13 protein-coding genes are annotated in these 15147 nt (G+C 48.2%); 10 read left to right on the forward strand and 3 right to left on the reverse strand.

The features are described 5' to 3' along the window. Positions 1–1483 precede the first annotated feature (1483 nt). Together proB and FJ023_09660 are read left to right on the forward strand one after the other, a co-directional pair. Entirely contained in the window at positions 1484–2596 is a 1113-nt protein-coding gene (gene proB, locus FJ023_09655) for a glutamate 5-kinase (protein ID MBM4447586.1), read from the forward strand. A gap of 10 nt (positions 2597–2606) precedes the next feature. Beyond that, the gene (locus FJ023_09660; protein MBM4447587.1) at positions 2607–3881 is read left to right on the forward strand and encodes a glutamate-5-semialdehyde dehydrogenase; all 1275 of its coding nucleotides are present in this window, start codon (positions 2607–2609) and stop codon (positions 3879–3881) included. Here FJ023_09660 and FJ023_09665 read toward each other — a convergent pair. After that, on the reverse strand, positions 3878–4603 hold the full coding sequence (locus FJ023_09665; GenBank protein ID MBM4447588.1) for a ribonuclease PH: 726 nt from the start codon (positions 4601–4603) through the stop codon (positions 3878–3880). The genes FJ023_09660 and FJ023_09665 overlap by 4 nt on opposite strands. Positions 4604–4759: 156 nt before the next feature. Here FJ023_09665 and FJ023_09670 point away from each other — a divergent pair, with 156 nt between their 5' ends. From FJ023_09670 to FJ023_09705, 8 genes are all read left to right on the forward strand, one after another. Further along, positions 4760–5653, forward strand: coding sequence for a sulfite exporter TauE/SafE family protein (locus tag FJ023_09670; protein MBM4447589.1), 894 nt, complete (start codon positions 4760–4762; stop codon positions 5651–5653). Between the two features lie 14 nt (positions 5654–5667). Further along, complete coding sequence (locus tag FJ023_09675; protein ID MBM4447590.1) at positions 5668–6012, forward strand: DUF1634 domain-containing protein; 345 nt, start codon at positions 5668–5670, stop codon at positions 6010–6012. Between the two features lie 38 nt (positions 6013–6050). After that, the gene (locus tag FJ023_09680; GenBank protein MBM4447591.1) at positions 6051–6647 is read left to right on the forward strand and encodes a uracil-DNA glycosylase; all 597 of its coding nucleotides are present in this window, start codon (positions 6051–6053) and stop codon (positions 6645–6647) included. A 9-nt stretch (positions 6648–6656) separates the two neighbouring features. Then, entirely contained in the window at positions 6657–8315 is a 1659-nt protein-coding gene (locus tag FJ023_09685) for a ribonuclease J (protein ID MBM4447592.1), read from the forward strand. Between the two features lie 7 nt (positions 8316–8322). Continuing rightward, positions 8323–10506: a DNA translocase FtsK gene (locus tag FJ023_09690; protein MBM4447593.1), complete on the forward strand. Its 2184-nt coding sequence runs from the start codon at positions 8323–8325 to the stop codon at positions 10504–10506. A gap of 1098 nt (positions 10507–11604) precedes the next feature. After that, positions 11605–11706: a hypothetical protein gene (locus FJ023_09695; protein ID MBM4447594.1), complete on the forward strand. Its 102-nt coding sequence runs from the start codon at positions 11605–11607 to the stop codon at positions 11704–11706. A 77-nt stretch (positions 11707–11783) separates the two neighbouring features. After that, positions 11784–12329 carry an adenylyltransferase/cytidyltransferase family protein gene (locus tag FJ023_09700; GenBank protein MBM4447595.1) on the forward strand — a complete coding sequence of 182 codons (546 nt, stop codon included), beginning with the start codon at positions 11784–11786 and terminating at the stop codon, positions 12327–12329. Between the two features lie 14 nt (positions 12330–12343). Next, positions 12344–12553 carry a transporter gene (locus FJ023_09705; GenBank protein MBM4447596.1) on the forward strand — a complete coding sequence of 70 codons (210 nt, stop codon included), beginning with the start codon at positions 12344–12346 and terminating at the stop codon, positions 12551–12553. 186 nt (positions 12554–12739) lie between these two features. On the opposite strand, the gene FJ023_09710 is transcribed toward FJ023_09705, so the two are convergent. Next, positions 12740–13051 carry a hypothetical protein gene (locus tag FJ023_09710; protein MBM4447597.1) on the reverse strand — a complete coding sequence of 104 codons (312 nt, stop codon included), beginning with the start codon at positions 13049–13051 and terminating at the stop codon, positions 12740–12742. A 488-nt stretch (positions 13052–13539) separates the two neighbouring features. Further along, positions 13540–13917 carry a hypothetical protein gene (locus FJ023_09715; protein ID MBM4447598.1) on the reverse strand — a complete coding sequence of 126 codons (378 nt, stop codon included), beginning with the start codon at positions 13915–13917 and terminating at the stop codon, positions 13540–13542. Positions 13918–15147: the final 1230 nt, after the last annotated feature.

Genomic DNA, 15147 nt, shown 5'->3' on the forward strand with positions numbered 1-15147 from the left:
CCAGCACCCAGAACCACGCTATACCTAACGCTACACTGGCGATGGCCGGTAGCTATACCTTGATTGTAAATGACGGCACCTGCACCTCAGATAACGCCACCACCTTAGTCACCGTTAACGCTAAGCCTACGGCTACCGCTTCTGGTACCACAACCGTCTGCATCGGCGGTACCATACAGCTCGTCGGCGGCCCAGGTGGTATGTCCTATGTCTGGACTGGCCCTAACGGCTTCTCCAGCACCGAGCAGTCGCCGTCTATACCTAACGCTACACCGGCTATGTCCGGTAGCTATACCTTAACCGTCACCGATGGCATCTGCAGCGACAATGCCAACGTATCAGTTAGTGTCATATCCTGTGGTGGTGGGGGTGGCGGCGGTGGCGGCGGCGACGGTAGTGGTATTAGCAGTACTTCCTCCGCCGGCGAATGCGCGCTAGTGCTGGAGGTGGACATGCTGGGTAAAATAACCACAGCCAGAATGACCTCAGAGGGAGTGCTGTGTGAAGACTGTCTGGCATTCGACCCTCCGAAGCAGAATAGCTGGGAGGCCAAGGCAGGAACGCAGCTACTTTGTGAAGGCAATTTGGTGCCAGAACTCATAAAAGTGACAGTGGCTGGCTCGTCACCACCATCTGGCACTACAGAAACAGTCGGGCCAATCTATGAGATCAATGCCTATCCTTCCAAAAACGACCCGATTCCATATCCGATCAATATCTCGCCACTATTCAGAATGGTTTTGACTTATGATCCTAATGAGCTACCCACGAATACCTCAGAGGTGATCCTCGCCTACGCATATGAGCCTAACCAGGGCTGGTTAGAGATGGCACCGGATATAGGTACCGTCGCTGAGATCGGCAAAACTCGCGGCACGCTAGACTACTTCACACCCAACACTTTGCTGGCTAAGCTGGCAGGGCTAACACCAGCCGGGTTTATGGCAAGCGACCTAGCTATCAGCCCAAGCCAAGCCCACCTAAATCAGAAAGTCACCATCAGCGTCAAGGTAACTAACACGAGCGGAACCAGTATAGATTACATTATGCAACTAAGAGTTGATGGCATAGTCAAATCAAGCAAACTGGTAAGCCTTGCTGACGGGGCAAGCCAGATAGTCAACTTCACCGTGACTAGTGAGACACTTGGAAAACACCTTGTTCAAGTAGCTGGCCTAAAGGGTGAATTTGTGGTAGTTGCGCCATTTAAGATTAACGGGTGGCTTATCGCTGGCATTATGGGCGTAATCCTGTTGATAATCACAGGGTTACTTATTTGGAGGAGACGGCTTGCAGACTAACAGCCTCTAAAATACATAGCCCTCTACTGCTTCGGGCAAGGCATAAAAGACTCACCCAGCATGTTTTATCTCCACCAATTGCTTCAGCTAAGCACCTTTAGAGCCACTACCATTCTGTTCCCTATATAATCCAACGGTATCTTACTTGTTGGACATCTCCAGCCACGCTATAATTAAACACGATGCGTTATCGGCGTTTGATAGCTAAGTTCGGCACTAACTTGCTCACAGGAGGCACTGGCCGCCTTGATTCTAGTATTATGTCCAGTCTCGTAGAGCAGGTGGCTCAGCTTCACCAGCAAGGTCACGAGATAATCATTGTGTCGTCCGGGGCCGTTGCCGCCGGCAGACAAAAATTAGGCCTGACCAAGGAATGCAAGGGTATCCCCTTCAAGCAAGTCCTGGCTTCGGTAGGACAAAGTCAACTAATGAATACTTACGAACAGCTCTTCAGTCAGCACAATATAGTCGTAGCTCAGGCGCTCCTGACCAAGTCTGACCTGATTGACCGCGCCGGTTATCTAAACGCCCGCAATACACTGTTAGCTTTGATTGAATTGCGCGTGATTTGCATCGTAAATGAGAACGACGTCGTCGCCACCGACGAACTCGGTGAACTCACCTTTGGAGATAATGACAATCTCTCAGCTATGGTAGCCAATCTGGTAGATGCCGACATTTTAGCACTGCTCACCGACATTGATGGCCTTTATACTGCTGATCCGCAGCGCGACCCCAAAGCCGAGCTTATCCCCAGGGTAGAGAGGATAGATGCCGAAATTGAACATCTGGCTGGCGATACTGCCAGCTCTTACAGTGTCGGCGGCATGATGACCAAACTCGAGGCTGCCAAACTAGCGACAGCTTCAGGCGTAACCGTGGTCATCGCCAACGGACGGAAGCCTGATGTCCTAACACAAATTGCACTCGAAAAAAACATCGGCACCATATTCCCTCCGCGGGCCAGCAAACTGGAGAGCAAGAAACGCTGGCTGCTGAGCGGGCTTGCCTCCAAGGGCAAATTGATGATCGACGATGGTGCTGTACTGGCCATTAAAAAGCAAAACCGCAGCCTGCTTCCCGCCGGGGTTGTCGGTGTGGAAGGTGAGTTCCAGCGTGGCGATGTTGTGGATATATTCGACTCAAAGGAGAACCATATTGGCTGTGGTATACCCAACTACAGTTCACATGACATTGCCACCATCAAAGGCGCCCACTCCGAAGAAATCTCAATCCTTCTCGGCTACGAATACGGAACCGAAATAATTCACCGGAACAATATGGTATTGGTATAAGGGGTGAAACATGAAATCTGCGGTCAACGAACTTGAAGAAAAGGGAGGGGCAGCTAAGGCAGCTTCTAGGAAGCTCGCCTTTCTATCCACCGAAGTCAAGAATAAAGCCCTGCTCGGCATCGCTGACGCCCTTATGGCCAAGCAGAATGACATTTTGTCCGCCAACAGCCATGACTATAAGGAATCCGAAACCTCAGGCATGAGCGCAGCTATGCTCGACAGGTTGATGCTGAATCCAAGCCGCCTTGAAGGTATGGCTCAGGACGTAAAAACTGTATCCGCTCTACCTGACCCAGTAGGTGAAATAATTGAAGAACGCATGCTGCCCAATGGCCTGCAGCTTAGCAAGAAGCGCATACCGCTTGGCGTCATCGGCGCCATTTATGAGAGCCGTCCAAACGTCACCGTGGACATCTCAGTCCTATGCCTTAAGTCGGGTAATGCCGTCATCCTCCGCGGCGGCAAGGAGGCACTCCACTCCAACCTGGCTCTAGCCAAGGTTGTTCAAGTAGCTGCATACAAAGCTGGCGTGCCACAAGGAGCGGTGCAGATTATAGAGTCAACGGACAGGGCACTTGTAGATGACATGCTTAAGATGAAAGACACCATAGACCTCATAATTCCTCGCGGTGGTGCCGGCCTGATTAAGTCTGTCGCTGAAAATGCCACCATGCCTGTGGTTACCGGCGGTATCGGTGTCTGTCATACCTACGTGGACAAAAGCGCTGATTTAAACAAGGCAGTGGCCATCGCCTATAACGCCAAGGTTCAGCGGCCGACTGTTTGTAACGCTCTGGATACCCTCCTGGTGCACATCGAAATCGCCCCACGGTGCTTGCCTCTAATTGCCCAGGAATGGGCAAAGGCTGGGGTGGAGATGCACTGCGATAAGCGCGCTTTATCTATTCTCGGGCCGATCCCCTCCCTCAAGCTTGTTCCAGCCAAAGATGAGGACTGGGGCAAGGAATTTCTAGCCCTTATTGCAGCTATTAAGATAGTCGATTCCCTGGAGGAGGCGCTAGAGCACATCGAGCGCTACGGCTCAGGGCATTCTGAGGCCATAGTTGCCGAGGATAAATCAGCAGCGGCACGCTTTCTCAACGAGGTGGATGCTGCCTGTGTCTATGCTAATGCCAGTACCCGCTTCACCGATGGCAGCCAGTTCGGCCTCGGCACTGAAATAGGCATAAGCACGCAAAAATTTCATGCCCGTGGCCCCATGGCGCTAAGGGAGCTGACCAGCTACAAGTGGGTTATTATCGGCAATGGGCACGTTCGCCCTTAATCCAGCTCGGCCAGAGCCGCTTCCTGGATTTTAAACAGCCGTTTAATTCCCTTCTCAGCAAAGGAAAGTAAATCATTGATGGTTTCCCTGGCGAAAGGCCGGTCCTCGGCTGTGCCCTGAATTTCCACAAACTCGCCCTTGTCAGTCATCACGACGTTGAAGTCAACTCCAGCCCGGTAGTCCTCCTCGTAGCAGAGATCCAAAAGCACATCTCTACCCACAATACCAACGCTGGTGGCGGCTACCGCACCCTTCAATGGAATAAATGACAATGTGCCCTGTTTTTTCAGATTATGCAACGCATGACACAAAGCTACATACCCCCCAGTTATAGCTGCAGTCCGAGTGCCACCATCGGCCTGCAATACATCGCAATCCACGGTGAAAGTCCTCTCGCCCAGAGCCGCTAGGTCAGTAATAGCCCTCAAGCTCCGCCCAATGAGACGCTGGATTTCTTGATTTCTACCGGCCATCCTCTCAGGAGAGATGCTGCGAGGAGTGCGAGTCAGCGTAGAACGGGGCAGCATGGCATATTCAGCAGTAACCCAGCCAGTGCCTTCGCCCTTAAGGAAATTGGGAACCCTGTCCTCCACACTCACAGCGCAGAGCACTCTGGTACGCCCCAGTTCTATCAACGCTGAGCCTTCAGCAAAAGCCTGGTAGCCCAGGCTAATGTTTATCGGGCGAAGCTCATCATTGGCGCGACCATCAACTCTTTTCATCATAAAACCCTTTTGCCTTACCTGCCATCAGCACAGTATAACATTGATTTCCGTGGCACAACAACGCCCCAATCACATATTTAGGTAGGTTGGAGCATCTGCTCCAACCTACTCGAAGGGAGAGAGTAAGGGCGAATTGACCTCTTACAGCAACCAATGTTACTATGTCTAACTACACTATTGGACGAAGTAAACCTCTGGGCATTAGGTGGCACGGGGTTAGTAGCTGGCCTACTGGGTTCAATGTTAGGAGTAGGCGGCGGTTTTCTCATCGTGCCAATACTCACCTTGGCTCTCCATTTACCAATCAAAGTGGCCATCGGCAGCAGCCTGGTGGCTATCGTCGCCAACTCATGCACCGCTGCCGGCATCTACACCAAAGCCCGATTAACAAATATAAAATTAGGACTGCTTCTGGAGACAGCAACCATCCCCGGGGCCATCATAGGCGGTTTTGCTGCCGCTGTCATCGCCCCCTCTGTATTAAGTGCCATTTTCGGACTTGCCCTCATTTATGCTGCCTATACTATGATTACACGCCAGCATTTCATGTCTGTTGACACTCAGCCCAACGACCATCTACATCTAGTTGAGCCCAGTAAAATTTCTGATAATTTATCTAGCTCACTAACGGATTCATATTATGACCAGAATCTGAACGAGGTTGTTACCTACAAAGTGACTCGTATACCAGCGGGGTTAGGAACCAGCTTCTTCGCCGGCATCCTTTCCAGCCTTCTCGGTGTAGGCGGCGGTATTGTAAACGTGCCTGTAATGCACCTGGTCATGGGGGTACCTATGAAAGCCGCCATCGCCACCAGCACCTTAATTATAACAATCACAGCTGCGGCTGGCGCTCTCATTTACCACTATCAAGGCCATATATACCCATTTATAATCGCCCCACTGGCCATAGGTATAGTTATAGGAGCCAGAATAGGTGTTGAATTAACACAAAGAGCCAAGGGACTAATGCTCAGACGCATATTCGGCGCCTTTCTGCTACTTATAGCCATACTGATGTTCCTCAAGACAGTCAATATAATTTAGAACTCAGGATAAAAATGAAGATTATGAAAAATAGGAATCTTGAAGAAAGCCGTTTAAAAAATTTAGTTAGTCTTACTTTCAAGCTGGGCATTGCGGCCTCCTTAGTGCTGATTGTCATCGGCCTTATTATCCTGCTCATTACCTCAGACGCTAAAGACATCCAGCCACTAGTCAGATTAGACCAGATACCAGCAGCTATTGTTATCAGTGCTGGAATCTTGCTCCTCTTGCTGACACCCATTATACAGGTCATCGTAGCTATCATTGTCTTCTCAATAGCCAAAAACAGGCTATTCATAGGTATCTCAGTAACAGTGCTATGCCTTGCTGCCATCAGTCTTGCTCTAGCGTTAACCTGAATTGACCAGCAGAGAAAGCTATGTTATGATTGCTTTAGATGTCAGCGCTTACCGAGCTGTACCAGGAAATCGAACGCTGCCAAGACTGTGAGCTAGGCAAACACCGCACCAGAGTAGTGCCCGGCGAAGGGCCAGAAAAGACCAGTCTACTTTTTATCGGCGAGGCACCCGGATGGCATGAAGACCAACAAGGGCGTCCCTTCGTTGGTCCAGCAGGAAAATACCTGGAGGAATTGTTAGCCTCTATCAATCTTAAACGCGAACAAGTCTACATCGCCAATGTTATTAAATGCCGCCCCCCGTCAAACCGAGACCCACTGCCCAACGAAATTCAAGCCTGCAGCAAATGGTTAACCCACCAGATAGAGCTAATCCGTCCAAAGATGATTGTTACCTTAGGTCGTTACTCAATGGCGAAATACTTTCCCAACCAGAGTATCAGCCAGGTTCATGGCAAAGCCAGAAAGCAAGATGATGTTATCTACTACGCAATGTATCACCCGGCAGCAGCCCTACATCAAGGAAGCCTGCGAAAGACTATCGAAACTGACATGGTCAAAATCCCCCAAATCTTAGCCCAGGCAGAGAAACTAACAGAAGCCGAAGCTGAGCCACAGCAGCTAAACCTGTTCTAGATCACAATCATGAGCAGACAGAAACTCAAGATAATCCCCTTAGGCGGATTAGGCGAAATCGGCAAGAATATGATGGCCATTGAGTTCGCCAATGACATCATCATAATCGACGCCGGACTTATGTTCCCCGAAGAGGACATGCTAGGAGTTGACCTGGTCATTCCAGACATAAATTACTTGCTGGAAAGACGAGAGAAGCTGCGAGGCATAATCATAACCCACGGTCACGAAGACCACGTCGGAGCTCTGCCTTACGTACTACCTCAACTCGATTTACCCGTTTACAGTGCCAAGCTCACCAAAGGCCTGGTCTCCGTCAAACTAAAAGAGCACCGGTACTCGAAAAAGGCCAATCTGCGCACGATTCAGCCCGGGGTTAAATTTACACTTGGCAACTTCAAAATAGAGCCCTTCTCCGTCTGCCACAGCATTCCCGATTCACTGGGATTTATTATTTACACGCCCATAGGTGTAGTGGTTCACAGCGGTGATTTCAAAATCGACTATACACCGGTCGATGGCAAACCTACCGAATTAGCCAAGCTCGCCCAATTAGGAACTCAAGGAGTCCTGCTCCTTCTCGCCGATTCAACCTATGCCGAGCTTCCAGGATACACTCCGTCAGAGACTGTAGTTGGTGAAACGCTGAAACGCATCATAGCTGAGGCTCCGGGAAGGGTAATCATCACTACCTTTGCTTCGCTTATCTCCCGCATTCAACAGGTGATTAACGCTGCTGCCCAACATAACCGGCATGTCTTTGTTATCGGTCGCAGCATGAAAGACACAGTGCGCATCGCCTCAGAGCTAGGTTATCTCAATTCTCCACCTGATGTCATGCGCCGCTTCGATGAAATCAGCCACTTCCCCCACAATAAGATTGTCCTTCTCACCACCGGCAGCCAGGGAGAACCGACTTCAGCTCTGGTACGCATTGCCAATCGGGACAACAACCAGGTCAAAATTATCCCCGGAGATACGGTAATAATGTCAGCCACGCCCGTCCCGGGCAATGAAGCGCTGGTTAACCGGACAGTTGATAACCTGTTTCGCCAGGGCGCTCATGTAGTTTATGAGAAGTTAGCTCAAGTACATGTTCACGGACATGGCAGCCAGGAGGAGCTAAAGCTTTTGCTCAGCTTGGTTAAGCCAAAGTTCTTCGTTCCAATCCACGGCGAATACCGTCATTTGAGCCTACACGCCAGGTTGGCTAAAACTATGGGCATGTCTGAAAGTAACATCTTCGTCCTAGAAAACGGAAACATACTCGAGCTGGACCGTGAAAAGGGCAGAATAGCCGGCAGACTGCCTACAGGCAATGTCTACGTAGACGGCCTGGTTATGGGAGACCTCGCCAGCGTCATTCTCCGCGACCGCAAGCTGCTATCCAGAGACGGGATTGTGGTGGTAATCATCGCTATCGACAAAGACAAGGGTAAGGTTGTAGGCCGCCCTGACATCGTATCAAGAGGCTTCGTGGATATGAAGGAAGGCGAAACAATACTGGAACAAGGACGAGACATGGTAAAAGCCGCTTTAGACCACAGCGGTGGGCGCCCGCTTGAATGGAGCTTCATCAACACCAAGGTCAAGGATACTTTGAGCAAGTTTTTCTACGAGCAAACCCGACGCCGCCCAATGATTCTCACCACAGCTGTCGAGGTATAGTTAGACTATGCCTAAAAAGAGAAAATTTACTAAAACTTCAGACAGCGGCAGAGGCAAAAAAAAGAAGAATTACCTGGGGCCGGTACTAAGGGTATTACTGCTGCTCATCGTCGCCGGACTCATATGGTGGTTCTGGCCACAGATAACCAATTGGGCTGTCAACACCTGGGAAAGCTTGCTTGAGCTTTTCGGAATTGGATTAGTATTAACAGCCATATTTCTGGGAATATTCCTCTGGATAATCATCAGTGGACGGTTCTCACTCTTCAGCAAGTACTGGAAATGGTGGCTTGGCGGAATTCCTCTAGCCTTAGCTGCCTGGGGAATATCAGCCTTTTTCAGCCCCGGCAGCGGCATCGTCAGCGAAGCAACGCTAGGTGGCAAAATCGGCAAGAGCATAATCGGCGATTCTTACACAGTAGGGGCATTACGGCTAGCTGGTCTAATCTTCCTTGGTATCTTGTTCCTAGCCCCACGGTGGGTCTGGCGCCTAATAACAAGCATATTCAAAGGCATAGGCAAGCTCTTCCAACTTCTCTGGCAAGCCATTAGCCAGGCCGGCCAGCGTCCTCCCAAAGTTAAACCTGAACCACCAATATCAAGAGAAATCGAATTTGGCAAGGTAGAAGCCAAAGAGGAACCGACACCGCCACCACCCATCACAGCACCACCAAAAGCCGCCGAGGTGCCCGTAACTGAAACATGGGAGCCGGGAAAGCACCAACCCGTGCTAACCGCCAGCGGCTGGCAATTACCACCGATAACCATATTAGATAAGCCCACAGAGGTGGAACTGAGCCAGAGCGAGATTGAGAAACGGGCACAGCTCATAGAAGAAGCTTTGGCCAGCTACGGCGTCGAGACCAAGGTAGTCCAGATAAATGTCGGCCCCACGGTAACTCAGTTCGGAGTCGAGCCCGGCTGGGACCGTAAATACAAGGAAGTCAAAGAACGTGATAGAGACGGCAATATTAAAGTCCGTACAGAGGAGGTATCAAAAACCAGAGTTAAAGTAGACCGCATCAGCGCGCTGGCCAGTGACCTGGCTCTAGCTCTAGCGGCATCGAGCATCAGAATCGAAGCTCCGGTACCCGGAAAATCAATAGTGGGTGTAGAAGTACCTAATACCACATTTGGCCTGGTGAACCTCAGAAGTGTAATCGAGAGCCCCGCCTTCCAGAAAGCTTATGCCAAATCGAAACTAGCCCTGGCTCTGGGCAAGGGCGCCGGCGGTGAAACAGTCGCCGCCGACCTGGCAAGGATGCCCCACCTGCTTATCGCCGGAGCCACCGGCAGCGGCAAGACCGCCTGCTTAAACTCCACTATCTGCTGCTTACTTATTCACAACACCCCAGACGACGTCCAGTTCATCATGATTGACCCCAAGCGAGTAGAGTTGGTCAATTTCAACACCCTGCCCCATCTGGTAGCCCCTGTGATTGTCGACGCTGAAAAAGCAGTGCTGGCACTGCGCTGGCTCAATCAGGAGATGGACAACCGCTACCAGAAGTTCGCCCAGGCCGGAGCACGCAACATCGAAGGCTACAATAAAAACCGGCAACCCGGGGAGACAATGCCATATATGGTGCTGGTCATAGATGAGCTGGCTGACTTGATGATGGCAGCCTTCGACGAGGTAGAACGCACGCTATGCCGCTTAGCCCAACTGGCACGAGCCACCGGCATCCATCTAATCGTGGCCACCCAACGGCCATCAGTCGATGTGGTCACCGGCCTTATCAAGGCCAATTTCCCCACCCGTATCAGCTTTGCACTCACCTCGCAGGTAGACTCACGCACCATCCTGGATGCTGCTGGAGCTGAGAAGCTGTTGGGCAGAGGCGATATGCTTTACATGCCCACAGATGCCAGCAAGCCAAAGCGACTTCAAGGAACTTTCATCTCAGATGCTGAGACTGAGAGAATAGTGTACTTCTGGGGCAACCAACGCCGGCCGGAGACAGAACCAATCAGATTTGAGGATATGAGCCAACTCGCCTCGGCGGAGAAAGGCGGCGAAGACTCCATGCTGGATGCTGCCAGACAGCTAGCCAAGGAACACAAATACATCTCCACTTCTTTTCTGCAACGCCGCCTCCGCATCGGCTATCCCAGAGCTGCCAGGCTCATGGAAAAGCTAGAAGAAGAAGGCTACAGCAGAGAACCCCGCGAACAGAACCCAACAACATGAAAAAGGTCGACGGACGGAACCTGATTTAAAATAACTACGAGAATAGAAAATGCCTAACTACCGAGCTAGCCAAAGCTTTGAAGCGGGCTTTAAAAGAGGTGCTATCTCTTTGACATTAGGCATTATCAATATGATACTGATTCTAGCATGCTTAGCATGGACAGTCACCCTGGTGGCAGTGTCACCCGTCGCTATCGTCGGTTTAATCTTTGGAGCCATAGGATTAAATTCAAGAGGGAAATACTTAGCTGTGACAGGAATAGTGTTGTGTTCATACGCTTTATTTGTATCATTGCTCATATGTACACTTCGGTGGATTTGACAAGTCAAAAACAGAAAAAAGGTCGACGGACAGAACCTGATTTAAGATACCTTCGCGAATAAAAAATGCCTCATTACCGAACTGGCCACAACGTTGAAGCGGGCTTAATAGAAGGCGCTATATCTTTGATATTAGGAATTATCGGCATTATACTGATTCTAGTATACGAAATATGGACACGCATGCTTTTGGCAACGCCACCGCTTGCTATCCTCGGTTTATACTTTGGAGTCATAGCATTAAATTCAACAGGGAAATACTTAGCTGTGATAGGAATGGCGGTGTGCTTACTTGCTTTAGCTGCATCGGTGTATATGCTTTGGGCTGGAGGTCTCCTTTATAATTTATAAACTATCATCGCTGAGGTTGCCCTTCTCATTGAAAAGCTGGAAAAAGTAAGCTACAAAAGGGAACACGGCGAATGGGCCATAGAAAATTAAAGCGGCTTCGAAAAGGTGCTGCCGTATCCGCTCGAACCAGTCAACATTGGGCTACAAAGGAGCATCCCATCAAGGCCGACTTTGATGTATAATGTAAATGTACGACAGATATGGGCATATCTAAACCAAGCGGGCTAATGAAAGTCAAAGGGGGAAAGGAACTATGAGAACACTAATTTATGTACTACTAGTACTACTTGTTCTTGCACTCGCATGGTTCTTACTTTTCAGGCTTGGTGTACTCTGACAAAAATCAAGCCCTGACTACAGCCCGTAAAACCATCCGCCAATACACTATCTGGCTGCCATGTATCTAGCCAAGGAACACAAGCATATATCTGCTTTTTTCTGCAGCGCCGCCTCCGCATCGGCTATCCCATAGCCACCCAGCTCATGGAAAAGCTGGAAGAAGAGGACTTCGACAGAGAACTCGGCTAGCAAGAATAAAAATAGGTCTTGCCCTAGCTTACCCATTAGAGTTATCATAGTCATATGAAAAAAGAGGAGTGGCGGAAATGAAAAGGAAATTAATCACGGTTGCAGTAAGTGGAGCCTTTGACCCAATACATGTAGGTCATATTGCGTATATACGAGAGGCGGCCAAACTAGGTGACAGGCTGGTGGTGATACTGAACAACGACAATTTCCTGCTTAGGAAAAAAGGGTTTGTGTTCAGGCCATTCGAGGATAGAAAAGAAATCCTGGAGAGCATCAAAGGTGTGGATGAGGTTATCTCGTCTGTGGACGACGACCAGACAGTCTGTAAAACCCTGGAATTGGTCAAGCCCGATATATTCGCCAAAGGGGGATACCGAACGGGCCCCGAAAATATTCCCGAAGTAGAGACTTGCCAATCCATCGGCTGCACAGTAGTCACCAACGTCGGAGGAGGCAAACTTCGAGCCGATAGGGAGCTGGATTCAAAGATTAAGGAATTTGGTAAGCATGAGACGGGCACGGTGGAAATCGACTGCCCCTACTGTGATGACCATCCCATATTAAAAGAGAGGTGTCTTCATTGTAGAGGCAAAGGTAAGGTAGATGTAGGAAAGTCGGAGTAAATGGGGGATGAAAAATGAAAATCAGCGCGCGAAATGTCCTGAAGGGGAAAGTCAAGGAGATCAAGCCTGGTATAGTCAACACCGAAGTTACGGTTGAGTTGCCCGGTGGAATGTCTGTAGTATCAGTTATTACCAAAGAATCGGCGGAGAACCTGGGTCTCACCAAAGGTAAAGAGGTTTATGCTGTAATCAAGGCATCCAATGTCATGATTGCGGTGGACTGATTAACCCGCACTAGGGCTGAACGTATTCTACTTGTTTAATGTCTTTCGGGTAACAGTGCAACGAAATGTGTCCCAGTTTCCCTGATTACATACCCACTACACCTTGTTGTATTTAATGTTTGGTCTTTGGGGATTTGACAAACCCATGAGTAGTCTCACCCCAACCTTAAGTCCGAATATACTTTTTCACCACCCTAACTCCTTGCCTGTTATAAAATAACAAATCATTGCTACAACACCAAATAAGATTGGCATACACATAATTGAAACGAACACAAGTAAGGCTATCAGTAAGATTCTACTTCGTTTTTCTCTACGAATCAGCCCTACAATACCTATGATTGCCCCTACAAGAAATATGAAGACGCTAAACCAATCAGTATCAATGCCAAAAATCCCATACATAGGTATTACTAATGGGAAGGAGATGATGCCAACTCCCATTATAATGAAGGACGCTGTTATTAGTTTGCCAAACTTTTTTATCATTTTCTTCATTTCCAATTAACCTCCTCTCATGCAAGGCAATAGAAACCAGAATATGCTATTGAGCCCTTGCAAAGTTCAGCACATTATCATCTAATGTTTTTGTCGAAGAAGTCTGCCAGTAGTTTTGAAATCTCAGTACTTATCGGTGTTACAGTACCACCGCTAGCATGTACATATCGCTGCCGGCATTGGTTCGGATTTCCCGACGCTGATACTTGATTGTAAGGTGGCTGCCTATACTGTTGCCATTGCTGGTCAGGATACTGATAATCGTACGATACAGATGGTGGCTGAGGCGATATCTGTTGTATTGCACAGCTTAAGTTGATGCCGCAATTGCCACAAAACCGGTCGCTACAAGCGACCCGTGCGCCACATCGGGGACAGAAGTGTATCTGCCACATCAACATTAACCCCTTCTTGGGTAATTAGTCCATAACTTTGTTTAAATATGACTTAAAACCTTTCAAAGGCTCTGCCCATTTACAGTGATTAATCTATTTGCTCTTGCTGGTAGGCGATACAGTTTTCTCCTTCAATTGTCTTTCCAAAGTCTTCGTTTGGTGGATGTCCAGGCTACCCAGTTCGTCAATATATTCCTGGGCCCCCTGTTCGGAAAGGGCATAAGTGGTGAGGCCATGATTATTGTGTTGGGCTGTAAGAATACCATTTTCAACCAAGTTTGTAATTGCATCTCTTAAGCTAATCGCTGAAGTATTCAGGGCTCTAGCCATGGTGTACAGGCTTAACTTTGCCTTGGGATGTCTTACCCAGAAGCGGAGTAGCCTGAATTGCATGCCAGTGCAATTTATGTCTTCGAGAAATGACAGCACATCGTAACCTGCTATTCGACCTATTCTGTCATCAGTTACCATGTCCGTTTTCTCCTTTTTCACTACTTTTTATCTGGATTCCAATCGCTCGCTTATACGTTTATGATATCAAGAGAATATTAATTTCCAGTTAAAATTTTGAACCAATAATCGTTCTCTACTTATTAAACGAGTAATACGACAAAAGGTTTATAAACATGGCTGTGCATAAATAATCAGAAGCGGAACAGCTATGGAAAAGCTGGAAGAAGAAGGCTTTGGCAGGGAACCCGAGAACGGAACATCAAAATTTGAAGCGACCTCGAAAAGGCCTGTCTGTGCCTGCTCGAACCAACCGTTATCGGAGCCAACGTCTGCTTTGCGACGACTGCTCACTTTGTGAGGTTCGAGAAGGAACCATAACTCTTCGTACTCGTGTTATCCGATATGGTAGAACTAATATATTTAATATCGGACAACCGCATCATGTATAAGATATTACTATCAGTCGGCCTAAAATCATCTGCCGTGACATGAGCTTCAGGTTTGGATACAAAGAAAAGTATCCAGTCATTATTGATCAACAATAATTTAACATTTATCCTACTACCATCAAGAGAAATTGCACTGAGTTCGTGAGGTAATTTTTCAGATGTTACGACAACTATGGGAAGTTTATCATAATCTGCTTTAGCAGTGCGCTCGGCTAAATTTGTAGTCAAAGTAGGTAACAATAAGACGAAATATATAACCAAAATAATAATGGCTAGAATTGCATGTGCCCTGTGTGCAGTAATAGGTCGTAAAGCAAGCCAGGACATAGAAATATGAATTATCCACATTAATGGTATTGCGATTATGCCAATAGCCCATCCCATCATTAAACCAGATAACCAAGGTGAATTAATAGCAGTATTACTAACGAAAAATAGACGGCACAATAACACAGCGTAGAGAATCATGCTTATAAACATTATTAATTGTGTTGTTATCTGCGATTTGGATTTTGAAAAATCTATTAGAAATGGATGATTTTGGGTAAATGAATCATAAATAAGCCAAATCCCGTGAATTGTCCCTAGAAGAATCATGAATACTGGGATACAGAAAAACATATATTCTTGTGTAGAAAAGCTAACTGCTCCCAGAGGAATAGAGAAATACCTTGTACTGCACCCCTTAAAATCAAGCCATTGCTAAGAGAGTAGCCTGGCTATTTTGATATTCCTCCTCAAATTTTTCCGGTGACTTATAACCAAGTGTCGAGTGTAGGTACTTGCCATTGTAGTACTC

The sequence above is a fragment of the Chloroflexota bacterium genome, from assembly GCA_016875875.1.
GTDB lineage: Bacteria > Chloroflexota > Dehalococcoidia > GIF9 > UBA5629 > 9FT-COMBO-48-23.

Coding starts and splice junctions, on each gene's coding strand:
- proB (MBM4447586.1), top strand. CDS start 1,484: ATGCGTTATCGGCGTTTGATAGCTAAGTTCGGCACTAACTTGCTCACA.
- FJ023_09660 (MBM4447587.1), top strand. CDS start 2,607: ATGAAATCTGCGGTCAACGAACTTGAAGAAAAGGGAGGGGCAGCTAAG.
- FJ023_09665 (MBM4447588.1), bottom strand. CDS start 4,603: ATGAAAAGAGTTGATGGTCGCGCCAATGATGAGCTTCGCCCGATAAAC.
- FJ023_09670 (MBM4447589.1), top strand. CDS start 4,760: ATGTTACTATGTCTAACTACACTATTGGACGAAGTAAACCTCTGGGCA.
- FJ023_09675 (MBM4447590.1), top strand. CDS start 5,668: ATGAAGATTATGAAAAATAGGAATCTTGAAGAAAGCCGTTTAAAAAAT.
- FJ023_09680 (MBM4447591.1), top strand. CDS start 6,051: ATGTCAGCGCTTACCGAGCTGTACCAGGAAATCGAACGCTGCCAAGAC.
- FJ023_09685 (MBM4447592.1), top strand. CDS start 6,657: ATGAGCAGACAGAAACTCAAGATAATCCCCTTAGGCGGATTAGGCGAA.
- FJ023_09690 (MBM4447593.1), top strand. CDS start 8,323: ATGCCTAAAAAGAGAAAATTTACTAAAACTTCAGACAGCGGCAGAGGC.
- FJ023_09700 (MBM4447595.1), top strand. CDS start 11,784: ATGAAAAGGAAATTAATCACGGTTGCAGTAAGTGGAGCCTTTGACCCA.
- FJ023_09705 (MBM4447596.1), top strand. CDS start 12,344: ATGAAAATCAGCGCGCGAAATGTCCTGAAGGGGAAAGTCAAGGAGATC.
- FJ023_09710 (MBM4447597.1), bottom strand. CDS start 13,051: ATGAAGAAAATGATAAAAAAGTTTGGCAAACTAATAACAGCGTCCTTC.
- FJ023_09715 (MBM4447598.1), bottom strand. CDS start 13,917: ATGGTAACTGATGACAGAATAGGTCGAATAGCAGGTTACGATGTGCTG.